Annotated in this window: 24 protein-coding genes; 19 read left to right on the forward strand and 5 right to left on the reverse strand. The window is 57.5% G+C overall.

From position 1 onward, the window contains the following. Together gmtY and metK are read right to left on the reverse strand one after the other, a co-directional pair. Positions 1-1,155: gamma-mobile-trio recombinase GmtY (gene gmtY, locus M8370_RS14760; RefSeq protein ID WP_250021243.1), on the reverse strand; the 1,155-nt coding region annotated here is incomplete at its 3' end. A gap of 160 nt (positions 1,156-1,315) precedes the next feature. Further along, positions 1,316-2,470 carry a methionine adenosyltransferase gene (gene metK, locus M8370_RS14765; RefSeq protein ID WP_013098658.1) on the reverse strand — a complete coding sequence of 385 codons (1,155 nt, stop codon included), beginning with the start codon at positions 2,468-2,470 and terminating at the stop codon, positions 1,316-1,318. Positions 2,471-2,895: 425 nt separating this feature from the next. Here metK and yqgG point away from each other — a divergent pair, with 425 nt between their 5' ends. The 4 genes from yqgG (at position 2,896) to speB (ending at position 6,381) form a co-directional block, all read left to right on the forward strand. Further along, a complete protein-coding gene (gene yqgG / locus M8370_RS23640) occupies positions 2,896-3,039 on the forward strand; it encodes a small protein YqgG (RefSeq protein ID WP_418250466.1) in 144 nt (47 codons plus the stop codon). Between the two features lie 94 nt (positions 3,040-3,133). Then, entirely contained in the window at positions 3,134-3,265 is a 132-nt protein-coding gene (gene yqgB / locus M8370_RS14770; RefSeq protein WP_127312443.1) for an acid stress response protein YqgB, read from the forward strand. 8 nt (positions 3,266-3,273) lie between these two features. Further along, positions 3,274-5,250 (forward strand): biosynthetic arginine decarboxylase, encoded by a 1,977-nt coding sequence (gene speA, locus M8370_RS14775; RefSeq protein WP_014833212.1) that lies wholly within the window; start codon positions 3,274-3,276, stop codon positions 5,248-5,250. A gap of 210 nt (positions 5,251-5,460) precedes the next feature. Continuing rightward, entirely contained in the window at positions 5,461-6,381 is a 921-nt protein-coding gene (gene speB, locus M8370_RS14780) for an agmatinase (protein ID WP_002434404.1), read from the forward strand. Between the two features lie 3 nt (positions 6,382-6,384). Here speB and M8370_RS14785 read toward each other — a convergent pair whose 3' ends face one another. Continuing rightward, positions 6,385-7,596 carry an MFS transporter gene (locus tag M8370_RS14785; protein WP_250021244.1) on the reverse strand — a complete coding sequence of 404 codons (1,212 nt, stop codon included), beginning with the start codon at positions 7,594-7,596 and terminating at the stop codon, positions 6,385-6,387. A gap of 414 nt (positions 7,597-8,010) precedes the next feature. On the opposite strand from M8370_RS14785, the gene M8370_RS14790 reads away from it, so the two are divergent. From M8370_RS14790 to M8370_RS14855, 14 genes are all read left to right on the forward strand, one after another. Then, the gene (locus M8370_RS14790; RefSeq protein WP_013098654.1) at positions 8,011-8,334 is read left to right on the forward strand and encodes a Rieske (2Fe-2S) protein; all 324 of its coding nucleotides are present in this window, start codon (positions 8,011-8,013) and stop codon (positions 8,332-8,334) included. After that, complete coding sequence (locus M8370_RS14795) at positions 8,331-8,639, forward strand: recombinase-like helix-turn-helix domain-containing protein (protein WP_020687064.1); 309 nt, start codon at positions 8,331-8,333, stop codon at positions 8,637-8,639. Before M8370_RS14790 ends, M8370_RS14795 begins: the two co-directional genes overlap by 4 nt. A 10-nt stretch (positions 8,640-8,649) precedes the next feature. Continuing rightward, positions 8,650-9,672: a Rieske 2Fe-2S domain-containing protein gene (locus tag M8370_RS14800; RefSeq protein ID WP_013098652.1), complete on the forward strand. Its 1,023-nt coding sequence runs from the start codon at positions 8,650-8,652 to the stop codon at positions 9,670-9,672. Further along, entirely contained in the window at positions 9,672-10,421 is a 750-nt protein-coding gene (locus M8370_RS14805; protein WP_013098651.1) for an SDR family oxidoreductase, read from the forward strand. The genes M8370_RS14800 and M8370_RS14805 overlap by 1 nt, the downstream gene beginning before the upstream one ends. Before the next feature lie 12 nt (positions 10,422-10,433). Beyond that, positions 10,434-11,222 carry an IclR family transcriptional regulator gene (locus M8370_RS14810; protein WP_028028063.1) on the forward strand — a complete coding sequence of 263 codons (789 nt, stop codon included), beginning with the start codon at positions 10,434-10,436 and terminating at the stop codon, positions 11,220-11,222. A gap of 78 nt (positions 11,223-11,300) precedes the next feature. Beyond that, the gene (locus M8370_RS14815; RefSeq protein WP_020687066.1) at positions 11,301-12,227 is read left to right on the forward strand and encodes a VOC family protein; all 927 of its coding nucleotides are present in this window, start codon (positions 11,301-11,303) and stop codon (positions 12,225-12,227) included. Further along, a complete protein-coding gene (locus M8370_RS14820; protein ID WP_250021245.1) occupies positions 12,224-13,411 on the forward strand; it encodes an NAD(P)/FAD-dependent oxidoreductase in 1,188 nt (395 codons plus the stop codon). Before M8370_RS14815 ends, M8370_RS14820 begins: the two co-directional genes overlap by 4 nt. Positions 13,412-13,436: 25 nt before the next feature. Continuing rightward, positions 13,437-14,693 (forward strand): MFS transporter, encoded by a 1,257-nt coding sequence (locus tag M8370_RS14825; protein WP_250021246.1) that lies wholly within the window; start codon positions 13,437-13,439, stop codon positions 14,691-14,693. Positions 14,694-14,703: 10 nt separating this feature from the next. Further along, on the forward strand, positions 14,704-15,234 hold the full coding sequence (locus M8370_RS14830) for a cupin domain-containing protein (protein ID WP_013098646.1): 531 nt from the start codon (positions 14,704-14,706) through the stop codon (positions 15,232-15,234). A gap of 9 nt (positions 15,235-15,243) precedes the next feature. Then, positions 15,244-16,014, forward strand: a complete 771-nt coding sequence (locus tag M8370_RS14835) for an alpha/beta fold hydrolase (protein WP_250021252.1) — start codon at positions 15,244-15,246, stop codon at positions 16,012-16,014. Continuing rightward, a complete protein-coding gene (locus tag M8370_RS14840; protein WP_020687070.1) occupies positions 15,998-16,792 on the forward strand; it encodes an SDR family oxidoreductase in 795 nt (264 codons plus the stop codon). Before M8370_RS14835 ends, M8370_RS14840 begins: the two co-directional genes overlap by 17 nt. A gap of 9 nt (positions 16,793-16,801) precedes the next feature. Then, positions 16,802-17,572, forward strand: a complete 771-nt coding sequence (locus M8370_RS14845; RefSeq protein WP_250021247.1) for an aspartate dehydrogenase — start codon at positions 16,802-16,804, stop codon at positions 17,570-17,572. Positions 17,573-17,581: 9 nt separating this feature from the next. Continuing rightward, positions 17,582-19,051, forward strand: a complete 1,470-nt coding sequence (locus M8370_RS14850; RefSeq protein WP_250021248.1) for an aldehyde dehydrogenase — start codon at positions 17,582-17,584, stop codon at positions 19,049-19,051. Between the two features lie 13 nt (positions 19,052-19,064). Beyond that, positions 19,065-20,705: a thiamine pyrophosphate-binding protein gene (locus tag M8370_RS14855; RefSeq protein WP_045293234.1), complete on the forward strand. Its 1,641-nt coding sequence runs from the start codon at positions 19,065-19,067 to the stop codon at positions 20,703-20,705. Positions 20,706-20,792: 87 nt separating this feature from the next. Here M8370_RS14855 and M8370_RS14860 read toward each other — a convergent pair whose 3' ends face one another. Both M8370_RS14860 and loiP read right to left on the reverse strand, forming a co-directional pair. Next, entirely contained in the window at positions 20,793-22,061 is a 1,269-nt protein-coding gene (locus M8370_RS14860) for an OprD family outer membrane porin (protein WP_250021249.1), read from the reverse strand. Positions 22,062-22,271: 210 nt separating this feature from the next. Further along, entirely contained in the window at positions 22,272-23,030 is a 759-nt protein-coding gene (gene loiP / locus M8370_RS14865) for a metalloprotease LoiP (protein WP_045293231.1), read from the reverse strand. A 272-nt stretch (positions 23,031-23,302) separates the two neighbouring features. Here loiP and tkt point away from each other — a divergent pair, with 272 nt between their 5' ends. After that, on the forward strand, positions 23,303-25,294 hold the full coding sequence (gene tkt, locus M8370_RS14870) for a transketolase (protein ID WP_038420542.1): 1,992 nt from the start codon (positions 23,303-23,305) through the stop codon (positions 25,292-25,294). The last annotated feature ends 76 nt before the right edge of the window (positions 25,295-25,370 follow it).

A 25,370-nucleotide genomic window follows, 5' to 3' on the forward strand; every position in this document is an offset into this window, starting at 1 on the left:
ACTGTTTGGTTCTAAACCAATTCGTTTTAATCCATTGATGTAGTTGTCATGAAAAGCGGAAATTGTGTAAGGGTTACCGAGGGCGCTGTGATGAAAAGAAATGAATGCATAAGGGTGGTGACAGTCGATACTGGCGCGATACTTTTGATAGTTTTTCCAGAGTGACATAAACACTTTTCCATAGTCGGCAGGAAACCACTGAACCTGTAGGTAATTATCTTTATGATCAACCACGCGGTTCTTCCAGCCAAGTCGGGCAGTTCCTTTCATTCGTTGTCGTGGTATCCGGGCATATTGTTCTTTTAAATATGCCGCTCTGGTTGATGCACCAGAGCGATTACGCCAACCTTCAGGGGCCTTACCATCAGTCTCGTTATAGATCCTGACCACAGCACTGTCTGGGTTATACGGGTCTTCAAATACATCCGTCACCCAAAGTGTTAACGCCTCACTTTCGCGCACCCCACCACCGTGCATAAGCAGAAGAATTAATTTATCTCTTAGTGCCACTCGTGGATCGCCAGAGCCACCAACACCACACATATAGAATTTTTCCCAGTGCATTTCGGGAAATGCTATAGCATCATGTTCAGCTATTGTGAGAGGAGTACGGCCTTTGATCGTTCTCGCCTTACGGATGGTTTTGTTAACAGTTTTATCTTCAATATGACCTAAAAAATCGTTCTGATTTTTGCGATACCATGCGGCGTAATTTAACCTCTGTTCATGCCGGGTCGCTTCACACAACGGATTCACAGACTCTACACCTTGTTTGTGTGCCAGCCAGTCGGTGAAGGCAGTCAGTCGTTGAATATGTTTATTCACGTTACTGGTTGAGGCCGGCACCCAATACAAACCTGAAGGGTCAATCCCATTCTCGCCAATCGTTCCAGTATATAAACGCTTAGAAAAAGTCTGGAAGAGCAGCATTGGGTCGTCAAAGTCGCCTCTATTTGCCTCCATGTAATCCAGCAATAAGGACACAGCCTGGAGGACCCCATTCATTACCGAGTGGCTTACATCGTCGGCTTCTAACTTAAGCAGGTAATCTGTTACCACACTCAACTCTCCCTGCTCTGTCAGAAGGATAGGGATTTGGCTTTTGATACCAGTGTTATCTTCTACAATCGTTGCCCTGACTTTAACTGATGACAAATCATGTTTTCCTTTAAGTAGAATACACAATACACACTGTATACTTTGCTTAGTTTTGGGGTGAAAAAAAAGCAGATCCATCTGCTTTAGTACACTTTATACACATTTAAGTTAACTGTATATAAACAAAGGCTGGCCTGTTTAAGCAGCGGGTAGTCGATTACTTCAAACCGGCAGCTTCACGCAGCAGAGCGGCTTTGTCGGTTTTTTCCCATGGGAAATGTTCGCGACCAAAGTGACCGTATGCTGCGGTTTCTTTGTAGATTGGGTGCAGCAGATCCAGCATCTGAATCAGGCCGTATGGACGCAGGTCGAAGAACTCGCGCACCAGCAGGGTCAGCTGTTCTGAAGGCACTTTTTCAGTACCGAAGGTTTCAACCATGATGGAGGTTGGCTCTGCCACGCCGATGGCGTAGGAAACCTGGATCTCACAGCGGTCAGCCAGGCCTGCAGCAACGATGTTTTTCGCCACATAGCGTGCAGCGTAAGCAGCAGAACGGTCCACTTTTGATGGATCTTTACCGGAGAATGCACCGCCACCGTGACGCGCCATGCCGCCGTAGGTATCAACGATGATTTTACGACCGGTCAGACCGCAGTCACCCATTGGGCCGCCAATCACAAAGCGTCCGGTTGGGTTGATGAAGTATTTGGTTGCGCTGCTCAGCCATTCGGTTGGCAGAACAGGCTTGATGATCTCTTCCATCACTGCTTCCTGCAGGGATTTCTGATCGATATCTTCGGCATGCTGGGTAGACAGAACCACCGCGTCAATGCCGACGATTTTGCCGTCGTCGTACTGGAAGGTCACCTGGCTTTTTGCATCCGGGCGCAGCCATGGCAGGGTGCCGTTTTTACGCACTTCAGCCTGGCGCTGCACCAGACGGTGCGCGTAGGTCACCGGTGCTGGCATCAGCACGTCGGTTTCGTTGGTTGCATAGCCGAACATCAGACCCTGGTCGCCCGCGCCCTGTTCCAGCGGATCGGCACGGTCAACGCCCTGGTTGATGTCTGGAGACTGTTTACCAATTGCGCTCAGAACCGCGCAGGAATTGGCATCAAAGCCCATATCAGAATGTACATAACCGATCTCACGTACCGTGTTACGGGTGATCTCTTCGATATCAACCCATGCGCTGGTGGTGATCTCACCGCCAACCAGAACCATGCCGGTTTTGACATAGGTTTCACACGCTACGCGCGCTTTCGGATCCTGAGTCAGGATCGCATCCAGCACCGCATCGGAGATTTGGTCAGCAATTTTATCAGGATGTCCTTCTGATACGGACTCGGACGTAAACAGGTGTTTTGCCATGTTTTATTTCACCTAAGAGGAATTTGGTTAGCTCAAGCTGCTGTGTGGAATAGCCAAAGGAGATAATTCTACCAAGGCCGCAGGTTTTTTGACACTGGCAGTATGAGTGTTAATCAGTATAGATGGATTAACATCTGGATGGCTATTTTAGGTCACTTCTTCGCCCGATTTCCAGTTTTTTTTGACAACGCTCTCACTGAGTTGAATTCATTACTGGAAATTTTTCCTGACGCTCCTGGCAACCCGCGTATTTATCTTTTGCTTTTTACCCCTGTTCTCGGTATAAAACGCGGCGCGCGGCTCATACCAAAAAAGCGCTCGATGAACTCATCGTGTCGCCACTTCCAGCCGGGTTAAGCAGTGAACTTTTAGCTTTGGCTTGTGGTCCGTTTCAGCAGAGGCGGCCGTGGAGGTGATACGAGATAATGAACCATCGTTTTCCGCTAATTCAGCGCAGCCGTTCTGGCGCGCATTTGATTCCCGCAACCCGCATTTCTAGTCTGCAAACCTGCCGATGTTATACCCATCTCGGCGCTTCTCAGGATTCCAGGGCCGGTCACGCTTTGTGAAAACTGAACAAGGGCGCTCTTGTTAATACAAGAGTTTTCTCGTGGTTTCGCCGAACCTTGTCATACAGAGTTCGGATACGTGTTTTACAATGATATGAATAAGAAACCGGTCGCACGGTCTGGATTTCAGCATACTCTGCTGGGAAACGGAGCCGTTTATGGGTTGTTATCGCCGTATAACGCTGCGATAGTAGTCAACTGTTTTACACTTAATACAAAGAGTTGAGGTTCGCTATGTCTGACGACATGTCTTCTTTTTCGCCTTCGTCAGCGGGCGAACAGGGTGTACTACGTTCCATGCAGGAGGTTGCGATGAGCTCCCAGGAAGCCAGCAAGATGCTGCGCACTTACAATATTGCCTGGTGGGGCAATAACTACTACGACGTCAACGAGCTGGGCCACATCAGCGTCTGCCCGGACCCGGACGTCCCTGAAGCGCGCGTGGATCTCGCCAAACTGGTGAAAGCACGTGAGGCGCAGGGCCAGCGTTTGCCTGCACTGTTCTGCTTCCCGCAGATCCTGCAACACCGTCTGCGTTCTATTAACGCCGCGTTCAAACGCGCGCGTGAATCTTACGGTTACAAAGGCGACTACTTCCTGGTTTACCCCATCAAGGTGAACCAGCACCGCCGCGTCATTGAATCCCTGATCCACTCCGGCGAACCGCTGGGCCTGGAAGCGGGTTCAAAAGCAGAGCTGATGGCCGTACTGGCGCATGCGGGCATGACCCGTTCAGTGATCGTCTGTAACGGCTATAAAGACCGTGAATACATTCGTCTGGCGCTGATTGGCGAGAAAATGGGCCATAAGGTCTATCTGGTTATCGAGAAGATGACAGAAATCGCCATCGTGCTGGAAGAAGCCGAGCGCCTGAACGTGGTGCCACGTCTTGGCGTGCGTGCGCGTCTGGCCTCGCAGGGTTCCGGTAAATGGCAGTCCTCCGGCGGCGAAAAATCTAAATTCGGTCTGGCGGCAAACCAGGTACTGCAGCTGGTGGAAATTCTGCGCGAGCGCGGTCGTCTGGACAGCATTCAGCTGCTGCACTTCCACCTCGGTTCGCAGATGGCCAACATTCGTGATATCGCCACCGGCGTGCGTGAGTCAGCGCGTTTCTACGTTGAGCTGCACAAGCTCGGCGTCAATATTCAGTGCTTTGACGTGGGTGGCGGCCTGGGCGTGGACTATGAAGGTACCCGCTCGCAGTCCGACTGCTCCGTGAACTACGGCCTGAACGAATACGCGAACAACATTATCTGGGCGATTGGCGATGCCTGTGAAGAGCACGGCCTGCCGCACCCGACGGTGATCACCGAGTCTGGCCGCGCGGTGACCGCGCACCATACGGTGCTGGTCTCTAACATCATCGGCGTTGAGCGCAGCGAAATCACCGAAGCGACGCCTCCGCAAGACGATGCCCCGCGTTCGCTACAAAGCATGTGGGAAACCTGGCAGGAGATGCACGAGCCGGGCACGCGCCGTTCACTGCGCGAATGGCTGCACGACAGCCAGATGGACCTGCATGATATCCACGTCGGCTACTCTTCAGGCACCTTTAGCCTGCAGGAGCGCGCGTGGGCCGAGCAGCTTTATCTGAACATGTGCCATGAAGTGCAGAAACAGCTGGACCCGAGCAACCGTGCGCACCGTCCGATTATCGACGAATTGCAGGAACGTATGGCGGACAAGATTTACGTCAACTTCTCGCTGTTCCAGTCGATGCCGGATGCCTGGGGTATCGATCAGCTGTTCCCGGTTCTGCCGCTGGAAGGGCTGAATCACGCCCCGGAACGTCGTGCGGTGCTGCTGGACATCACCTGTGACTCCGACGGTGCCATCGACCACTATGTTGACGGCGACGGTATCGCAACGACCATGCCAATGCCGGAATACGACCCGGAGAACCCGCCAATGCTGGGCTTCTTTATGGTCGGCGCGTATCAGGAGATCCTTGGCAACATGCATAACCTGTTCGGTGATACCGAAGCGGTTGACGTGTTTGTCTTCCCTGACGGCAGCGTGGAAGTGGAGCTGTCTGACGAAGGTGACACCGTGGCGGACATGCTGGAATACGTGCAGCTGGATCCGAAAACCCTGCTGACGCAATTCCGCGATCAGGTGAAAAACACCGGTCTGGATGACGCGCTGCAGCAGCAGTTCCTGGAAGAGTTTGAAGCGGGTCTGTACGGGTACACGTACCTGGAAGACGAGTAGGTTGACCTCCCTCTCCCTGTGGGAGAGGGCCGGGGTGAGGGGCAAAGGCCGCACAATGCCCTATACTCACTTGAACCCGTATGAATTAACGGCGATAATTCGCCCCAATAAGCGATTTACGAATCAATCCCTTCCTCGTCGGGTTTAACGACGCGGAGGGGATTTTTTTTCATCTGTTTTTAACGCATCGACTTTAAAAGAGGTCAGGACATGAGCACTTTAGGTCATCAGTACGACAACTCTCTGGTATCTAACGCGTTTGGTTTTTTACGCCTTCCGATGAACTTCCAGCCGTACGACAGCGATGCTGACTGGGTGATCACCGGCGTGCCGTTTGATATGGCCACATCAGGCCGTGCGGGCGGTCGTCACGGCCCGGCGGCGATCCGTCAGGTTTCCACCAACCTGGCCTGGGAGCATAACCGCTTCCCGTGGAACTTCGACATGCGCGAACGCCTGAACGTGGTGGACTGCGGTGACCTGGTGTACGCCTTCGGTGACGCCCGTGAAATGAGCGAAAAGCTGCAGGCCCACGCCGAGAAACTGCTGGCTGCCGGTAAACGCATGCTCTCCTTCGGTGGCGACCACTTCGTGACCCTGCCGCTGCTGCGCGCCCACGCGAAACACTTCGGTAAAATGGCGCTGGTGCACTTCGATGCGCACACCGACACCTACGCGAACGGCTGCGAGTTCGACCACGGTACCATGTTCTACACCGCACCGAACGAAGGTCTGATCGATCCTAACCACTCCGTGCAGATCGGTATCCGTACCGAGTTTGACAAAGACAACGGCTTCACCGTGCTGGACGCCTGTCAGGTGAACGATCGCGGCGTGGATGACATCATCGCGCAGGTTAAGCAGATCGTCGGTGATATGCCGGTGTACCTGACCTTCGACATCGACTGTCTGGATCCGGCGTTTGCCCCGGGTACCGGTACGCCGGTGATCGGCGGGCTGACCTCAGACCGCGCCATCAAACTGGTTCGCGGCCTGAAGGATCTGAACATTGTCGGGATGGACGTGGTGGAAGTGGCGCCTGCCTATGACCAGTCCGAGATCACCGCGCTGGCCGCGGCGACCCTGGCACTGGAAATGCTCTATATCCAGGCTGCGAAAAAAGGCGAATAAGCCTTACGCGCTGAGTGCTGCTGCGCGACGCATGCGCAGCAGCAACATTCCCCCCGCCAGCAGGGTGATAATCTGCGACACCACCAGCACGGAAAAGCCAGAGCTGACCGACCCCACCGATCTCATCACCATCCCCATCAGCAGTGGAATAAAGGCGGCACAGATATTGCCGATCCCATTAATGATGCCGTACGCGCTTCCCACCGCCTCCCGCGGGGCGTGATGTTGGATCACCGCCGGAATGGCCGCGCCCTGAAGTCCCCAGAAGACGTTAGCCGACAGCATAAACAGCGCCAGCCAGGCAGGCTGATGGCTGAGCATCAGCGCGATCACGGATAACGCCGTCAGCGCCCCGCCCGCGACAAACAGCAGCGGTGCCTGTTCCGGTCGCATTTTATCGAGCAGTACCCCGCCAAGGAATTTTGAGCCCAGGCTCAACAGGAAGGGGATGGCCGCGAGCATGCCCGTGGCGTGCAGCGAGAAGTGATGTTCGTCGCGTAGCCACGCCGGGAGCCAGGCGCTGCTCCCCCAGAGATAGCTCAGCGTGGCGATTTCAACCAGCAGGATCCAGCCCAACAGCGGGGTTTGCCACGCAAGCATCACTGTCTCTGCGAGCCCCCGTTTGTGCATTTTTACTGTACCGCGCGGTGCCGGCAGGAAACGCCAGATCAGGCCGCCACCGAGCACCAGGTTGATTGCCGCCAGCGCATAAAACGATCCGGCCCAGCCCAGATGGGCCATCAGCCAGGTCACCAGCGGAAAGCCCACGGCCAGACCGAGTGAGACGCCCAGTGCGGTCACGGCGTTGGGTTTGCCAACCTCTTCCGCACGAAAGTTATCGCCGATAAAGCGGGTTTTCAGTGAAAAGAGCGGTCCCTCAGCGATCCCCAGAATCACACGGGCGATGAGCATTCCCATTAGCGATCCGAGTAAGGGAGAAATGGCGCAGACCAGAGCCCAAATCGCAATGCTGCTTAATAATCCATGTCGATAATGCAGTTTGCTTTCGATAACCGGTGTTAATAATAAAGCCGATAATCCATAACCCAGAAGAAAGCAGGTCATTAACATTCCCTGTAACATTCTGTTTTCATTTAACTGAAAATGTTCGGCAAATTCCGGGTTTAAAATCATCACCGAGATATTTACCCGGTCAATGTAGGAAATAATAATGAGAAATAACAGTGCAATTGTGCCTTGCCATCTTGCCGTCATATTGCCCGCCTTATGCGTTCTCGCATTTATATTTTTATCAATGTGATTGTCACGGATGTAAAATGGTTCACCAGTGAAACTTGTTGTTTTTAAAGATGTATTTTTAAATGAGTTTCATGGGTGAAACACGATGCTTTTTCAGTTGTTTATTTTTAAGGAAGAAAAAGAAAAGAAGTCAATGTTTTTTATTTGCGCTTTGAGTTCATCACTAAAACGTATTCATTCACGCCTTAATAATGAAAATTTCATATCGCTGCATTTTTTCGTGATCCCTTGCACACTTAGCTTATTAATTGTCGATTGATTAACAAATTCGTCACATTGACGCTTGACGAAACATTCATCGCTTTTATATTGACCGTATTAAATAAGAAACAGAGTTTCATATATGAAACAAAAGCCTGGAGGATCGTGATGAGCTGGATAGGCGTATGTGACGCAGAACAAGTACAGGAAGATTTCCCTTTTAGCGGCAACGTTGAAGGTAAAGAGATCGGCGTTTATTTAATCGACGGCGAATATTACGCGCTGGAAGACGTATGCCCGCACGCCTATGCGCTGCTGAGTCAGGGCTTTGTCGAGGACGGCAAAGTGGAATGCCCGCTGCACGAGGCGGTGTTCGACGTCAAAACCGGCCAGTGCCTGCACGGCCCCGGCGGCCGAAACCTCAACCGCTACCCGGTTCGGGTATTTGAAAACCAAATCCAGATTACTTTTGTCGAGGAGACCGTGGCATGAGCGACATCCTGAACTTCAACCCGGCGCTGCCCGAAAGCCGCCAGTTTACGCCCCCGGCAGAGGGCGGGAACGGCGCCATTCATAAACCGGGTGAGTATCAGAACCTGATCTGGCAGACCCGCAGCCGGGTGCCGGAAAACTGGGAAATGAGCCTTATCGCCACGCTGGAAGATCTCTTTGAGCAGGGCGTTGAAACCTTGCCGGAGCTGGTCAACGGGCTGAACGCGGTGCGCATGCATGACCAGCAGGGCGAGCCATGGAGCGACGCCAGCTTCCAGGCATTCTTACAGGTTAACGGCTACTGAGGACGACGTGATGACAACTACCGTACAAAACTATCTCGATAAAGGTCTGCGTGGCCTCTGGTATCCGGTGCTGGCGAGCTGGGAAGTGCAGTCTGCGCCCGTGGGCATTACTCGTCTGGGCGAACAGATTGTGGTCTGGCGCAATAAAGATGGTCAGGTGCAGGCGCTGGAAGACCGCTGTCCGCACCGCGGCGCGCGTCTGTCGATGGGCTGGAACCTTGGCGACCGCATCGCCTGCTGGTATCACGGCGTGGAAGTGGCGGGAAACGGTGAAGTGAAAGACGTGCCCGCCGTGGACAAATGTCCGCTGGTCGGCCAGCAGTGCGTGCGCAGCTATCAGGTGCAGGAGGCGCACGGTGCCATCTTCCTGTGGTTTGGCGTCACCGCCGATCAGCAGCCGGACGAGCTGACCTTCCCGGATGAACTCGCCGACACGGAACATTTCAGCAACTTCCTCTGCACCGCAGCCTGGAAATGTAACTACCAGTACGCGCTGGAAAACGTGATGGATCCAATGCACGGTACGTATCTCCACTCCTCCTCGCACTCGATGGCGGAAGGGGATCGCAAAGCCGACATGGTCCTGCAGCCGACGAAGACCGGCTTTATCTTCGAGAAAAAAGGGCAGAGCGGCGTCAACTTCGACTGGGTGGAGCTGGGCAATAGTGGCACCTGCTGGATGCGACTCTCCATTCCCTATAAGAAGCGTTTCGGACCGGGTGGCCACTTCTTCATCGTTGGCATGGTGGTGCCGGAAGATAACGACAACTGCCGCGTCTTCTTCTGGCGTATCCGCCGCGTACAGGGCTGGCAGCGCGATATGTGGCGCTTCATGTACCGCAACCGCCTGGAAAAGCTGCACTGGGAGGTGCTGGAGCAGGACCGCGTGGTGCTGGAAAGCCTGGCGCCAAACGCCCGCGACCATGAATACCTGTACCAGCACGATGTCGGCCTCTCGCGCCTGCGCCGCATGATGCAAAAGGCCGCTAAAGAGCAACTGGCGATGCGTGAAGCGCAGCAGGGAGCGGCCTGATGAATGCGCTGCTGAGCGGAAAACGCATTGTGGTGACCGGCGCCGCGCGCGGGCTGGGCTATCACTTCGCCAGCGCCTGCGCGGAGCAGGGTGCCGCGGTGGTGATGTGCGACATTCTTGAAGGCGAGCTGGCCGAAAGCGCACACGCTCTGCGGGCACAGGGTTTTACGATCGAATCGCACGTTATCGATCTCGCCGATCCGGCCTCCATTGAGCAGGTGTTCAATGCGATTGGCGAGCAGGGGCAGATTGACGGGCTGGTAAATAACGCGGCGATGGCGACCGGCGTGGGCGGCAAAAACATGCTCGATTACGACCCGGATCTGTGGGACCGGGTAATGCGCGTCAACGTCAAAGGCACCTGGCTGGTGACGCGCGCCGCCGTGCCGCTGCTGCGCGATGGCGCAGGGATCGTGAACGTGGCGTCCGACACAGCACTTTGGGGGGCGCCGCGCCTGATGGCCTACGTCGCCAGCAAAGGGGCCGTGATTGCCATGACCCGCTCAATGGCGCGCGAGCTTGGTGAAAAGCGTATTCGAATCAACGCCATCGCGCCGGGGCTGACTCGCGTCGAGGCAACGGAATATGTTCCCGCCGAACGACACCAACTCTACGAAAACGGCCGGGCGTTAACGGGGGCACAGCAGCCGGAAGATGTCACCGGCAGCGTGGTCTGGCTGTTAAGCGATCTGTCGCGGTTTATCACCGGGCAGCTGATCCCGGTCAACGGCGGTTTTGTCTTTAACTAAGGTAGGGCGATGATGGCAAACGATCAGGAAGTGAAGTATCTGGTACCGGGGCTGGAGCGTGGCCTGCAGCTGCTGTTAGCCTTTGGCGAGCAGCATCGCGAACTGACCTTTGCCGAGCTGCACCGGCTGGTGGATATGCCGAAGGCCACCGCCTACCGCGTGGTGCAGACCCTGGAGTATATGGGCTTTCTGGAGCGCAACACCCGTACCAATACCTTCTCGCTCGGCATGAACGTGCTGCGTCTGGGTTTTGAGTACATCGCCTCGCTGGATGTGGCGCAGGTGGGTCAGCCGGTGATTGAACAGCTGCGCGACGTAAGCCAGTGCAGCAGCCATCTGGCGATCCGCGACGGGCGCGACATCATCTACATCGCCCGCGTCAGCGCCGCCGGGTCACGCATCAACCAGGTCAGCATTGGTACCCGTTTGCCGGTGCACTGCACCTCGCTTGGCCGCATGCTGTTGACCGATATTTCCCGCGCCGATTTCGAACAGCTGTTCCCGCAGGAGCGCCTGCCGGGCAACACACCGGGTCAGCTTCACGACCGTGAAGCCCTGTGGCAGATGGTGCAGCAGGACAAAGCCCGCGGATACGTGATCGGTGAATCCTTCTTCCGCCACGGTATCTCCTCCATCGTTTATCCGGTGTTTGACCGAAGCCATCGCGTGGCGGCGGTAGTGAGCATTCTGGTGCCGTCGGAAGAGATCCCACAAGCCGACCGCGAGCGACTGCAAAACGAGGTTCGTCTGGCGGCGGACAAAATTTCTGGCTTCTTAGGGTATTTATCACAGGCCAGTTAAATCAATGAGTTAACGTCAGGCGCTTTGCTGCGTCGGGCATGTTTTACGCCCAATTTGGGCCAGATGAGGCAACGAAAGATGAGTGTAACCGGAATTGAAAAGCTGGAATTTGGCGTTGAAGACCTGACGCACTGCGCCAAATTTATGCGTGATTTTGGCCTGACGGGCGATGCCAGCGGCCAGCGTTTTACCACCCTGAGCGGCGCGCGCGTGGAACTTAACCCGATCGACAGCCCCGATCTGCCCCCGGCGTTTGAAGCGGGCAACACCCTGCGCCGCATGACGTGGGCGGTTGCCGCACAGTCAGATCTGGATGCGCTGCGCCCGAAGCTTGCGCAGCAGCCCGGCTTTCGCGAAGTGGGTGATGCCCTGGAGTGTCTTGACCCGAACGGCATGACGCTGCGTGTGCAGGTCAGCCAGCAGACCGAGGTGGAACTGAATGTTGAGCCGATCAACCAGTGGGGCGACGCTCGCCGTATCGATACCCCCAGCCCGGTTTACGATCGCGCCCAGCCCATTAACGTGGGGCACGTGGTGTTCTTCGTGGAGGAGCTCGCGGCGGTGGAGACATTTTACCGCGAGGTGCTCGGCTTTCAGGTCTCTGACCGCTACATCAACCGCGCCGTGTTTCTGCGCTGCGGCGTGCGTGGGGGTCATCACAACCTGTTCCTGCTGCAGCTGCCGAACCGCAAGCGCGGCCTGAACCACGTGGCCTTTACCGTGCGCGATATTCACGAAGTGATCGGCGGCGGGATTGCGATGAACAAAAACGCCTGGAGCACGTTTATCGGACCCGGCCGCCATCCGGTGTCGTCAGCCTACTTCTGGTACGTCAACAGCCCGACCGGCGGGGCGTTCGAGTATTACACCAATGACGACTACCTGACGGAAAACTGGCAGCCGCGCGAGCTGGAGCATTCGCTGGTCTCCTTTACCGAGTGGGCGGTGGAAGGCGGGATCGATCACGACACGCGCCGCCAGCAGAAAAAACCGGAGGCGGTATGACGTCGCGCATTGTCATTATTGGTGGTGGTCAGGCGGGAGGCTGGGCGGCGAAAACCCTGCGCGACGAGGGCTTTGACGGTGAGATCTGCGTGGTGGCGGAAGAGGCGTGGGATTTCTATGAACGTCCACCGCTGTCGAAGGCGGCTCTGCTGGAGACGGACGTGACGCTTCCGCGACTCTTTACTGAAGAGGCTCAGCAGGCGCTGAATCTGACCTGGTACCGTCCGCTGCGCGCGGAGCAGATTGACCGCAATGCGAAAACGGTGCGTTTGAGCAACGGCGAACATCTTAGTTACAACATACTTTTAATTGCCACCGGAGGGCGCGCGCGCTTGCCGGGCGAGGCATGGTCTGTGCATCCGCAGGTCTACACCCTCCGCCACTGGCAGGACGCGCAGCGCCTGAAACGTCGGCTTGTGGAAAGTCAAACGCTGGCGATTGTGGGCGGCGGCTGGATAGGCCTGGAGATTGCCGCTTCTGCGCGCAAAAGCGGCGTCGCGGTCACCCTGTTCGAGCAGCAGCCTGCGCTGTGCATGCGCTCGGTGAGCGGCGAGGTATCGCAGCGCTTAGAGACCATTCACCGTGAGCAGGACGTGGAGATCCGAACCGGCTGCGGCGCGCTGGAGCTGGAGGACGATAACGGCCTGCCGGTCATTCACTGTGATGGCAAACGTGAAACCTTTGATGCGGTGGTGGTAGGGATCGGCGTCGATCTCAATCTGGAACTGGCGCGTGACGCGGGGCTGCAAACCGAACGCGGGATCGTGGTGGATGCGCAGGGCCGCACGTCGGATCCGTCCATCTTCGCTGCCGGGGATGTGGCACAGCATCATCATTACGGCCTGTGTATTCAGTCCTGGGCCTTCGCCCAGAATCAGGCGGTGGCGGCGGCAACAGCGATGCTTAACCCCGATGCCGCAGGCTATGACGACGCGCCGTGGCTATGGTCGGATCAATACCAGCACAACATTCAGATCCTCGGCATTCCGCAGCCGGGCAGCCGCACCATAGTGCGTGAAGACGCGCTGTACTTCTCGCTGGACGAAAACGGGCGCCTGACGCAACTGGTGGCGTTCAACGATGCGCGCACCGTCAAGCTGGCGAAGCGCTGGATGGCGGCCGGGCGGGATTTATCAGACGTGCCGCTCGCCGACCCGACTTTTTCACTGATGTCATTGCGATAGCTAACCCGCACCCGTAGGGGGAGACATGACCACATTAGAGACTAACACCGCGCCCGTTGAGGTGAGCGGTGAGGGGACCCGCACGCCTGAAAAAGCGGTGCGCTGGGCCATCCCGCTGTCGCTGCTGGCCTGCGTGCTGCTGGCGTTTTTCGACAAAATCAGCATTGCCGCGCTGTTTTCTGACGGCCACTTCCAGCAGGCGATGGGCATCGATTTTGACACCACGCGCCTCGGCATTCTGATGAGCGCCTTCCTGTTGAGCTACGGCTTTTCATCGGTCTTTCTCAGTGGGCTGGGGGACAAAATCGCTCCGCTGCGCCTGCTCACCGGGATGATGGTGGTGTGGTGCGTGCTGATGGTGGCGATGGGCTTTACCCATAACTACACGCTGATGATCGTGCTGCGCATTCTGCTGGGCGTGGCGGAGGGGCCGCTGTTCCCGCTGGCCTTCGCCATTGTGCGCCACAACTTCCCACAGCATCTGCAGGCGCGCGCCACCATGCTGTGGCTGCTGGGCACGCCGGTAGGGGCGGCGATTGGCTTCCCGCTCTCACTCTGGCTGCTGAACACCTTCGGCTGGCAGAGCACCTTCTTCGTGATGGCGATGCTGACCGTACCGGTGCTGATCTTCGTGCGCGTCGGTCTGCGCGGGATCCGTCTGGAGGCGAAAAGCGGTACGTCACAGACCTCCCGGGACGAACGGCGTGCCGCACGGCGCGAGCTGTTTGTCAGCCCGCACTTCTGGATCATCTGCATCTTTAACATCGCTTTCCTGACCTACCTGTGGGGCATTAACGGCTGGCTGCCGGGCTACCTGATCAAGGGGAAGGGCATTCACCTGGAACATGCGGGCTGGCTGTCGTCGATGCCGTTCATCGCCATGCTGGCGGGGGAAGTGATTGGCGCATGGCTCTCTGACCGGGTCGATAAGCGCGCAGCGGCTTGCTTCATCTCCATGGCGGGGGCCGCTGTCGGGCTCACGGCCGTAATGCACCTCGATACCCCGCTGACCATCATTGCGGCGATGAGCTTCAGCACATTCATGTGGGGCACCGGGGCACCCAACATTTTCGCCCTGCTGGCAAAGGCTACCCATCCAAGGGTGAGCGCCACGGCGGGCGGCATTTTCAACGGGCTGGGAAACTTTGCGGGCGCGCTGTCGCCAGCGGTGATGGGCGCGCTTATCGCCTTCACCCACAGCATGGATTCCGGGCTGATTTTTCTGGCGGTGATGGCGGCGGTGGGCTGCGTCCTGTTACTGCCGCTGCTGAGACGTTACTGAGGAGAGTGTCATGACTGATTCAACCGTAACCAACCCATCTGGCATCAAACCTGACCACCTGACGATGGAAGAGTGGGTCGAGTCCCGTATTGCGCGCTTTGAGGGCCGCAAATACGACTGGAACGCGCTGAAGTTCCAGGCCGATTTTGACCCGAAATACCGCCGCGCGCAGATGCGCTATATCGGCACCGGTGCTACCGGCGTGGCGAGCGACACCAACACCGTACAGGCGGAGCATTTTACCTTTTCCACCATGGTACTGCCGTCGAAGTGCGAAGGGCCGCTGCACCTGCACGACGATGTGGAAGAGGTGTTCTTCATGCTCAAAGGGCAGATCACGCTGATGATCCAGGACGGCGATAACTACACCGAAACCGTGCTGCGCGAGCGTGACCTGATCTCCGTTCCGCCGGGGATCTATCGCGGGCTGTTTAACCACGGCGAAGAAGAGGCGCTGATGTGCGTCATGCTGGGCACCAACAAGCCGGAAATTCCGACCTACCCGGCGGACCATCCGCTCTCGAAAGTGAAGCGGAACTAAGGGGGCATGATGACGGGTTTTCGTGAACAGGGAAGCGGCATTCCGCTGATGCTGCTGCACGGGATCAGCTCTGGCGCAGCCTCCTGGCACAAGCAGATGGCGCTGAACGGTTTTCGCGTGCTGGCGTGGGACATGCCCGGTTATGGCGAAAGCCCGATGCTGGCCGCGGAACGGGCGAACGCGGGGGATTACGCCGATGCGCTGGCGGCGATGCTTGACCGGGCTGGCGTGTGGCAGGCGGTGCTGGTGGGCCATTCACTCGGGGCACTGGTTGCCAGCGCCTTTGCGGCGAAATATCCGGATCGTGTGCTGCATCTGGTGCTGGCGGACGCCGCGCAAGGTTACGGCCGCGACGCGCCGGAGCAGCGCGAGCAGGTCTGGCGCAGTCGCGAGCAGCAGATGGCACTCGGCGGCGAAATCCTCGCGCAGACCCGCGCCGCAAAACTGCTGCGTCCCGGCGCGCGTGAAGTGGATATCGCCACCGTGGCAGCGGGCATGCGCAGGCTTCGCCCCGAGGGCTACCTCGCCGCCGCGTGGATGCTGGCGCACGACGATATTCATGGCTGGCTGAAGCGCTATTCAGGCAACTTTGAAGTGTGGTGCGGCGAGCAGGATGCGATCACGCAACCCGAGCTGGTGCAGGGGCTGGCGCTGCGCTACGGCATGCCGTTTATCGCCATTGCCCAGGCGGGACATGCCAGCTATCTCGATAACGACGCGTTTTTTAACCAACAGCTTTTACGTATTAACGAAGAGGTGCGCGATGAATGCACAAATTGACGGACGCGTAGCGGTCGTCACCGGCGGTTCTTCTGGTATTGGCTTTGAAACGCTACGCCTGCTGCTGGGCGAGGGGGCAAAAGTGGCCTTCTGTGGCCGCGATCCGGATCGCCTCGCCAGCGCCCATGCCGCGCTGCATAACGAATACCCCGACGGGGAGGTTTTCTCTTATCGCTGCGACGTGCTGAACGCTGACGAGATGCAGGCCTTCGCGGATGCCGTTCAGGTGCGCTTTGGTGCCGTGGACATGCTGATCAACAACGCCGGGCAGGGATACGTGGCGCACTTCCATGACACCCCGCGCGAAGCGTGGCTGCATGAAGCTGAACTCAAACTGTTTGGCGTGATCAACCCGGTGCAGGCGTTTCAGCCTTTGCTGGAGCAGTCCGACATCGCTTCCATCACCTGCGTGAACTCCCTGCTGGCGCTGCAGCCGGAGGAGCACATGATTGCCACCTCTGCCGCCCGCGCTGCGCTGTTGAATATGACACTGACGCTCTCAAAAGAGCTGGTGGGCAAAGGCATCCGCGTGAATTCGATATTGCTGGGCATGGTGGAGTCCGGGCAGTGGCAGCGTCGCTTTGAAAACCGGACAGACAAAAGCCAGAGCTGGCCGGAGTGGACGGCGGAGATCGCCCGCAAACGCGGTATTCCGATGGCGCGTCTCGGCAAGCCGCAGGAGCCCGCGCAGGCGCTGCTGTTCCTCGCCTCGCCGCTGGCTTCGTTTACCACCGGTGCGGCACTGGACGTTTCCGGCGGCTTTTGCCGCCATCTGTAAGGACACATCATGAAAAAGATTATGTTGATTGGTTTTGGCGCCATGGCGCAGGCGGTGATTGAGCGCCTGCCCGCTGGCGTGGCTATCGGCTGGATTGTGGCGCGCGAGGCCCATCATGCGGCGATTCACGCGCAGCTTGGTGATGCGGTAGTGGCATTGACCTCACCGCTGGAATGCGCGCAAACGCCCGACCTGGTGCTGGAGTGCGCCAGCCAGCAGGCGGTAGCACAGTACGGTGAGGACATTTTACGTCGCGGCTGGCATCTGGCGGTTATTTCGACCGGCGCACTGGCGGACAGCGCGCTCGAACAGCGCCTGCTCAACGCCGGCGGCAGACTGACGCTGCTCTCCGGGGCGGTAGTCGGTATCGACGGGCTGGCGGCGGCAAAAGAGGGCGGGCTGGCGCGCGTGACCTACCAGTCGCGTAAAAGCCCGGCCAGCTGGCGCGGCAGCTATGCCGAGCAGCTTATCGATCTTAATTCGGTAACTGCTGCGCAGGTCTTTTTTGAAGGCAGCGCCCGCGAGGCGGCACGACTGTTTCCGGCCAACGCCAACGTGGCGGCCACCGTGGCGCTCGGCGGCGTGGGAATGGACGACACGCGCGTACAGCTGATGGTCGACCCGTCAACGAAACGTAACACCCACACGCTGCACGTTGAAGGCGCGTTTGGTGAATTCCATCTGGAGCTAAGCGGTCTGCCGCTTGCCTCTAACCCGAAAACCTCCACCCTGGCGGCACTCAGCGCGGTACGCGCCTGCCGCGAGCTGGCCATGAGCTGAGGAGTGACGATGGACGATCTGAAGATATTTATCGGCGGCCAGTGGCGACACGGTGGCGGCAACCCGATGCAGAGCTATTTCCCGGCAGACGGGTCGATCAACGCGACGTTGAATGCGGCCAGTCCCGACGATCTGCATGATGCGTTCGAGGCTGGCGAGCGCGCGTGGCGCGATCCCACCTGGCGCCACAGCCTGCCGCATATGCGGGCGAAGATCCTGCACAAGGTGGCAGATCTCATTGAATCCCGTGTCGACGAGCTGGCGCAGATGCAGAGCCGCGATAACGGCAAGCCGCTGGCGGAGGCCCGCGGGCTGGTAATGAGCGCGGCGGGAACGGCGCGCTATTTCGCCGCCGCCTGCGAGCTGCTGGAAGGGGAACTTCCGACGCCGCGCCAGCCGGATTTACTGACCCTGAGCCGCTATGAGCCGCTCGGCGTGGTGGCGGCCATCACGCCGTGGAACTCGCCGATTGCCAGCGAGATGCAGAAGGTCGCTCCGGCCATTGCCGCGGGTAACGCGGTGATCCTCAAGCCCGCCGAAGCCACGCCGCTGATGGCGCTGGAGCTGGCGCGGATATTTGAACAGGCCGGGCTGCCCGCCGGACTGCTGAGCGTGCTGCCGGGCAAAGGCTCGGTGATTGGCGATGCGCTGGCACGCCACCCTAAGGTACGCAAAATTTCCTTTACCGGCGGTACCACCACGGGCCGTCACCTGGCCCACGTGGCGGCGGAAAAACTGATCCCGGCATCGCTGGAGCTGGGCGGAAAATCGCCGACTATCGTGCTGGAGGATGCGGATATCGAGCAGGCCGCGCGCGGGATCTGCTACGGCATTTTCAGCTCGGCGGGGCAGGCGTGCATCGCCGGTTCACGGCTGTTTATCCACGAGAGCCTTTACGCCCCGCTGATGGCGCGGCTGCTGGAGTTAACCCGCGGTCTGCGCGTCGGACATCCGTTTACCGACGGTGTCCACGTTGGGCCGCTGATCAATGAAAAACATCGTCAGAGCGTACAGGCGTACGTTGAGCTGGCAAAGCGTGAAGGGGGCCGCGTGCTGTGCGGTGGGGAGATCCCGGCCGATCCCACGCTGGCAAGCGGCAGCTTCTTCCTGCCAACGATTATCGAAGGGCTGAGCAACAGCGCCCGTGTCTGCCAGGAGGAGATCTTTGGCCCGGTGCTGGTGGCGATGCCGTTTCGCGATGAAACCTCGCTTATCCGCGAGGCCAACGACTCGGTTTACGGCCTGGCCGCCGGGATCTGGACACGCGATACCGGGCGCGCACTGCGCTTAAGTGAGCAGCTTGAGGCCGGCACGGTGTGGATCAACACCTACAAAGTGTTTGCGATTTCGACCCCGTTCGGGGGCTTTAAAGAGAGCGGTCTGGGCCGCGAGAAGGGCATTCAGGGGCTGAAAGCCTGGATGCAGCAAAAGAGCATTTATCTGGCGACGGGTAACAGCGTCAACCACTGGTGCGACTGAGAAAGGGTGAGCAATGAGCGAAATGATAACCGTCGGCGACGCCATCGCCAGAACGCTGGAGCAGTATCAGGTTGAGGCCATCTACGGCGTCATCTCTATTCACAACCTGCCCATCGCGGATGCAGTAGGGCAGCGCGGCAACATCCGCTTTGTACCGGCACGCGGCGAAGCGGGGTCTGTCACCATGGCTGATGCCCACGGACGTTTTTCCGGCCTTGGCGTGGCGCTGACCAGCACCGGCGCGGGCGCGGGTAACGCCGTAGGCGCGCTGGTGGAGGCGATGAACGCCTGCACGCCGCTGCTGCACCTGACCGGGCAGGTAGAAAAAGCCTGGCTGGATGCCGACACCGGGTTTATCCATGAAACCCGCGACCAGCTGACTTTCCTGAAGGCCAGCTCAAAACGGGCGTATCGCATCAGCAATGCCAGTCAGGCGATAGCGATTTTGCATAAAGCGATTCAGGAGGCGCAGACACCGCCGTGCGGGCCGGTCTCCGTGGAGATCCCGATTGATATTCAGGGGGCGAAAATTCCGCTGTCGCTGGTGACCGCTCCGGTGAAACCGGCGTCGGTTTCGCCGGTAGATGTCGGGAGTGTTAATGCGCTTTGGGCGCAACTCAAGCAGGCGAAACAGCCGCTGCTGTGGCTGGGCGGCGGTGCGCTGGGCTGCGCGGACGCAGTGAAAAAGCTGGCGGATGCAGGTATCACCGTGATCTCCAGTACTCACGCGCGCGGCGTACTGCCGGACAGCCATCGCGCCAGCCTGCGGGCATTCCACAACTCGCCATCGGTTGAAGCGCTGATCGCGCAGTGTGACTTTACGCTGATCGCCGGTTCACGTCTGCGCAGCAATGAGACCCGTTCATGGACGCTCGAACTGCCTTCTCCGCGCGTACAGATCGATATCGACCCGGCGGCGGCAAGCCGTAACTATCTGATGGATAACACGCTGGTAGCCGACTGCTCAGCGTTGCTGAGCGCGCTGGCTGAAAAAGCACAGGGGCGTGAATGGGGGAATGCTCAGTGGGATGGTCTGGTTCAGGAGGCGGTGACACAGGCAGAACGTGGGCTGCGTGAACAGTGCGGCGCCTATGCGCAACTCAACGATGCCATAGAGAAAGCGCTACCTGAAGATGGCCTGCTGGTGCGCGATATTACCGTTTCCGGCAGCCTGTGGGGCAGCCGACTGTTCCGCGCCAGGGGGCCGCTGATGAATATTCACTCTCTGGCCGGGGCAATTGGCATGGGCCTGCCGATGGCGATTGGCACCGCGATTGCCAACCCACAACGCAAAGTGGTGGGGTTGGTGGGGGACGGCGGTCTGAGCCTGAATCTGGGCGAACTGGCGACGCTGGCGCAGGAGAAGGCCAACGTGACGTTGCTTATCATGAATGACGGCGGCTACGGCGTGATGCGCGGTATACAGGACAAGTATTTCGGTGGCCGTCAGTACTATAACGAGCTGCATACGCCGGACTTTACCCTGTTGGCACAGGCGATTGGCCTGCAGGCATGGAGCGTTGAGCGGGCAGAGGATTTTGATGCGGTGATGACGGAAGCGCTGGCTATGCCGGGACCGTCGGTAGTGGAAGTGCGGATGGGACAAATTGGCGCGCTGAAGTTTGCCGGGCCGCCGCAGAAGACGCTTTACTAGCTGTCGTGCCCGGTGGCGCTGCGCTTACCGGGCCTACGTTTCGGGTAGTAGGCCGGGTAAGGCGAAGCCGCCACCCGGCTTGTTTTATCAGAACACGTTAAACGGGTATTCCACGTAAGCGCGGATCTCATCCCCGCCCACGTTGTAATCGCTGGCGTTGCTGGAGACGCGCAGTACGGAATAACGCAGTTTCAGCTTCAGATCTTTCGCCGGGCCGTCCTGCACCTGATACTGGATCTGGTTAAACCATTCATGCTCTTTGCCGTTACTGGTTTCAGCGGTTTTAATGTTGTCGCCACGCACGTAGGCGGTGGTCCAGCTCAGACCCGGCAAACCGAGACCGCCAAAGTCCAGCCCGTAAGACGCCTGCCATGAACGTTCGTCTTCACCATTAAAATCAGACCAGTAGGAGTTCGCCAGCCAGATGGTGTTGCCGCCGTCACCAACACCGCCCTGGTCGCGGTAGCCGCCATAGTTGTAGCCGGTGCTTCCGCTGCTCTGCTGGTACGCCACTTTGAACGTATGGATATCCCAGATGTAGCTCGCCGCCAGGCTCCAGATGGTGTTGCTGCGGCCCGTGTCGAGGCTGTCTGCGTAGCCCTGATCCAGACGCGAGTTGTAGCCGTTAAAATCGAGTACCAGCTGCTGGCCAGTGCTGAACGGCTGTTTGAAATTCATGCCCAGATATTGCTTGTTCATCACCTCTTCATTATGGGAGGCGTACAGCGCGCCGCTGAACTGGTCATTAAACTGGTAGCTCGCCCCGCCGAAGGAGAAACCCTTGAGGCCGCTGTCGTGGCGATCGTCACTTTTACGCTGCTCGTCGGTGAAATAACCGGCGTTGATTTCCAGACCGTCGATCTCCTTAGAGGTCAGCATGGTGCCGGTGTAGCTTTCAAACAGCAGGCGGGAACTGTCGGCGTTAATGATTGGCAGCTCGGGACGCTGATTACCGTAGCTGAGTACGGTATTCGAGATGCGCATTTTGGCGGTCGCGCCAAATTTCGCCAGATCGGATTTTGCGCGTCCGTCGTCTTCCTGTTTAAAGAAGTCAATGCCACCTGCGCCGCTCTTACCGCGGCCACCGTCCAGACGCACGCCATACTGCGCAATGCCGTCCACGCCAAAGCCAACCACTCCTTCGGTATAACCTGATTCAAAGGTGGCGATGATACCCTGACCCCATTCTGCTTTATCCTGCTGGCCCTGATTATAATCACGGCTGATATACGCATTGCGTAAAAACAGATCTAAATGGCTGTCATTAATAAAACCCTGGCTGTCTGATTGTTGGCTTGCAACGGCAGGTAATGTGACAAATATGCTTAACGCAACTAACGATAATTCTTTTTTCACGGAGGGAACGTCTCTGTCTTAATATATTAATTTGAATTACTGCGGATTCGATAATTACCCGAAAAGTAACCGATTGCAATAATTATGTGACCAGACATTTCAATGGTGAAGGGCAGGTGTGACGGGGCTTTTGTGGGTATTACCGATATGTGCGGTTAAGTTAGCAATTCATGCGAAATAAAAAGGAGGCAAATTTGCCTCCTTCCAAAATTATTTAATTCCGTCTGCGGCCATACGGTCGCGAATATGTTGTGCACGCGCTTCTGAGGTCGGGTGATCATCAAACATGGAGCTTTGACGTCCGGCTTCCAGTTTAGCCAGCTTTTCAAAACTGGTGGCTAAACCTGCTGGATTGATACCGCGTTTGCGCAACAGATCGTAGGAGTAGTCATCCGCTTCGGATTCCTGACGTTGAGAGAACTGGGAGTTAACCAGCTTTTCGCCCACATCGCCAAGCTGTGACTGGGACAGGCTGCCCACAATACCGCCCGCAGAAGCCGCCGCCGCGCGGATGGCGTTAGTGCCTAAGGCGACCTGCATCCCTTTCTTCACGTGGCCGAGGGCAACGTGGCCCATTTCATGGCCGATCACCGCTTCCACTTCGTTGTCGGTCATCATGTCCATTAACCCGCTGTAAACGCGGATACAGCCGTTCGCCATGGCAAAGGCGTTCACGTCTTTCGCGACGTACACTTTATAGTTCACCGGCTGACCGTTAATGTTATCGCCAAGCGCAGAGGCAATTTTATTCAGACGCTGCGTGTAGGGACTGTTGGCCGGGGCAATCGTAGCCTTTCCATCCATATCTTTACAGGCCTGGTCGCTCAGGGCTTTAACCTGCGCGTCGCTCAGGGAATAGGCCTGAAAAGCTTCTGCGCCTGAGGACATCAGGCCGTTAGAATCCATATTCTGACAACCGCTCAGCAGGAACGTTGTACCCAGGGCCAGCACTAATGCACGCATTTTCATGAGGTTGCTTCCGTACTCGTTAATCTGAATAAAATCCGAAAAGTACACCGACAGCGAAGCCGGGGTCGGGCTAAGTATAAGGAATATCGACGGGCCCGGGCGAGCAGATTGCGCAACATGCGAGCATGATCCAGAGATTTCTTAAGCGGCAAAAGAATGCTCCATGTACATGGCATGCCGCTTGGGTTACATTGTTGGCACTTTTTTCCGGCGTAGCCCAAAACGCGCTGTCGTCAAGGGCATGGCCTTTAACAGTCCGATCTGGAGTTAAAATGTCCTCACGTAAAGAGCTTGCTAATGCTATTCGTGCGCTGAGCATGGACGCAGTACAGAAAGCCAAATCTGGCCACCCAGGGGCCCCTATGGGTATGGCTGATATCGCCGAAGTCCTGTGGCGTGATTTCCTGAACCACAACCCGCAGAACCCGGCATGGGCTGACCGCGACCGTTTCGTGCTGTCTAACGGCCACGGCTCAATGCTGATCTACAGCCTGCTGCACCTCACTGGCTACGATCTGCCTATCGAAGAGCTGAAAAACTTCCGTCAGCTGCACTCCAAAACTCCGGGTCACCCGGAAGTGGGTTACACCGCAGGTGTTGAAACCACGACCGGCCCACTGGGTCAGGGTATTGCGAACGCGGTGGGTATGGCGATTGCTGAGAAGACTCTGGCGGCGCAGTTCAACCGTCCTGGTCACGACATTGTTGACCACTTCACCTACGCGTTCATGGGCGACGGCTGCATGATGGAAGGCATTTCTCACGAAGTGTGCTCCCTGGCAGGTACCCTGAAGCTGGGCAAACTGGTTGCGTTCTACGACGACAACGGTATCTCCATCGACGGTCATGTTGAAGGCTGGTTCACTGATGACACTGCGGCACGTTTCGAAGCCTACGGCTGGCACGTTGTGCGTGGCGTTGATGGCCACGATGCTGACTCGATTAAACGTGCAGTAGAAGAAGCGCGTGCGGTCACTGACAAACCATCCCTGCTGATGTGCAAAACCATCATCGGCTTCGGTTCGCCGAACAAAGCAGGCACCCACGATTCCCACGGTGCGCCACTGGGCGACGCGGAAATCGCGCTGACCCGTGAAGCGTTGGGCTGGAAACACCCTGCATTCGAAATCCCATCTGAAATCTATGCCCAGTGGGATGCCAAAGAAGCGGGTCAGGCGAAAGAAGCGGCCTGGAACGAGAAGTTCGCGGCTTACGCTAAAGCCTTCCCACAGGAAGCGGCTGAATTCACCCGTCGTATGAAAGGTGAAATGCCGTCTGACTTTGACGCGAAAGCGAACGAGTTCATCGCTAAGCTGCAGGCGAACCCATCTAAAATCGCCAGCCGTAAAGCGTCTCAGAATGCGATCGAAGCGTTCGGTCCATGGCTTCCAGAATTCCTCGGCGGCTCCGCTGACCTGGCACCGTCTAACCTGACCCTGTGGTCTGGCTCTAAGCCAATCAACGAAGATGCGGCTGGTAACTACATCCATTATGGTGTACGTGAATTCGGTATGACCGCTATCGCGAACGGTATCTCCCTGCACGGTGGTTTCCTGCCGTACACCTCTACCTTCCTGATGTTCGTGGAATATGCCCGTAACGCCGTGCGTATGGCTGCGCTGATGAAACAGCGTCAGGTGATGGTTTATACCCACGACTCCATTGGTCTGGGCGAAGATGGTCCAACTCACCAGCCGGTAGAGCAGGTTGCTTCTCTGCGTGTCACCCCGAACATGAGCACATGGCGTCCATGTGACCAGGTGGAATCTGCAGTGGCATGGAAATATGGCGTTGAGCGTCAGGACGGTCCAACCGCGCTGATCCTCTCCCGTCAGAACCTGGCGCAGCAAGATCGTACCGAAGAGCAGCTGGCGAACATCGCCCGCGGTGGCTACGTGCTGAAGGATTGCGCGGGACAGCCAGAGCTGATCTTCATCGCAACCGGTTCTGAAGTTGAGCTGGCTGTTGCAGCCTGGGACAAACTGACTGCCGAAGGCGTTAAAGCGCGTGTGGTTTCCATGCCGTCTACCGATGCGTTCGACAAGCAGGATGCTGCTTACCGTGAATCCGTACTGCCTAAAGCCGTTTCCGCACGCGTGGCGGTTGAAGCGGGTATCGCTGACTACTGGTTCAAATACGTGGGCCTGAACGGCGCTATCGTCGGTATGACCACCTTCGGTGAATCTGCTCCGGCAGAGCAGCTGTTCGAAGAGTTCGGCTTCACCGTTGAGAACGTTGTCGCTAAGGCTAAAGAACTGCTGTAATTGCCGTTTTGCCCGGTGGCGCTTACGCTTACCGGGCCTACAAATGGCTCGAAAGTAGGCCGGGTAAGCGCTAGCG

The organism is Enterobacter cloacae complex sp. OE43NF, assembly GCF_023544405.1.
GTDB lineage: Bacteria > Pseudomonadota > Gammaproteobacteria > Enterobacterales > Enterobacteriaceae > Enterobacter > Enterobacter cloacae.

Bases quoted from the DNA above. Each gene is read 5' to 3' on its own strand.
- M8370_RS14850 (WP_250021248.1), top strand. From the start codon at position 17,582: ATGGACGATCTGAAGATATTTATCGGCGGCCAGTGGCGACACGGTGGC.
- M8370_RS14785 (WP_250021244.1), bottom strand. From the start codon at position 7,596: ATGACGGCAAGATGGCAAGGCACAATTGCACTGTTATTTCTCATTATT.
- yqgG (WP_418250466.1), top strand. From the start codon at position 2,896: ATGAACCATCGTTTTCCGCTAATTCAGCGCAGCCGTTCTGGCGCGCAT.
- M8370_RS14830 (WP_013098646.1), top strand. From the start codon at position 14,704: ATGACTGATTCAACCGTAACCAACCCATCTGGCATCAAACCTGACCAC.
- speB (WP_002434404.1), top strand. From the start codon at position 5,461: ATGAGCACTTTAGGTCATCAGTACGACAACTCTCTGGTATCTAACGCG.
- M8370_RS14795 (WP_020687064.1), top strand. From the start codon at position 8,331: ATGAGCGACATCCTGAACTTCAACCCGGCGCTGCCCGAAAGCCGCCAG.
- M8370_RS14825 (WP_250021246.1), top strand. From the start codon at position 13,437: ATGACCACATTAGAGACTAACACCGCGCCCGTTGAGGTGAGCGGTGAG.
- M8370_RS14810 (WP_028028063.1), top strand. From the start codon at position 10,434: ATGGCAAACGATCAGGAAGTGAAGTATCTGGTACCGGGGCTGGAGCGT.
- tkt (WP_038420542.1), top strand. From the start codon at position 23,303: ATGTCCTCACGTAAAGAGCTTGCTAATGCTATTCGTGCGCTGAGCATG.
- metK (WP_013098658.1), bottom strand. From the start codon at position 2,470: ATGGCAAAACACCTGTTTACGTCCGAGTCCGTATCAGAAGGACATCCT.
- M8370_RS14835 (WP_250021252.1), top strand. From the start codon at position 15,244: ATGACGGGTTTTCGTGAACAGGGAAGCGGCATTCCGCTGATGCTGCTG.
- M8370_RS14790 (WP_013098654.1), top strand. From the start codon at position 8,011: ATGAGCTGGATAGGCGTATGTGACGCAGAACAAGTACAGGAAGATTTC.
- M8370_RS14815 (WP_020687066.1), top strand. From the start codon at position 11,301: ATGAGTGTAACCGGAATTGAAAAGCTGGAATTTGGCGTTGAAGACCTG.
- M8370_RS14840 (WP_020687070.1), top strand. From the start codon at position 15,998: ATGAATGCACAAATTGACGGACGCGTAGCGGTCGTCACCGGCGGTTCT.
- M8370_RS14855 (WP_045293234.1), top strand. From the start codon at position 19,065: ATGAGCGAAATGATAACCGTCGGCGACGCCATCGCCAGAACGCTGGAG.
- yqgB (WP_127312443.1), top strand. From the start codon at position 3,134: ATGAATAAGAAACCGGTCGCACGGTCTGGATTTCAGCATACTCTGCTG.
- M8370_RS14800 (WP_013098652.1), top strand. From the start codon at position 8,650: ATGACAACTACCGTACAAAACTATCTCGATAAAGGTCTGCGTGGCCTC.
- speA (WP_014833212.1), top strand. From the start codon at position 3,274: ATGTCTGACGACATGTCTTCTTTTTCGCCTTCGTCAGCGGGCGAACAG.
- M8370_RS14845 (WP_250021247.1), top strand. From the start codon at position 16,802: ATGAAAAAGATTATGTTGATTGGTTTTGGCGCCATGGCGCAGGCGGTG.
- M8370_RS14820 (WP_250021245.1), top strand. From the start codon at position 12,224: ATGACGTCGCGCATTGTCATTATTGGTGGTGGTCAGGCGGGAGGCTGG.
- loiP (WP_045293231.1), bottom strand. From the start codon at position 23,030: ATGAAAATGCGTGCATTAGTGCTGGCCCTGGGTACAACGTTCCTGCTG.
- M8370_RS14805 (WP_013098651.1), top strand. From the start codon at position 9,672: ATGAATGCGCTGCTGAGCGGAAAACGCATTGTGGTGACCGGCGCCGCG.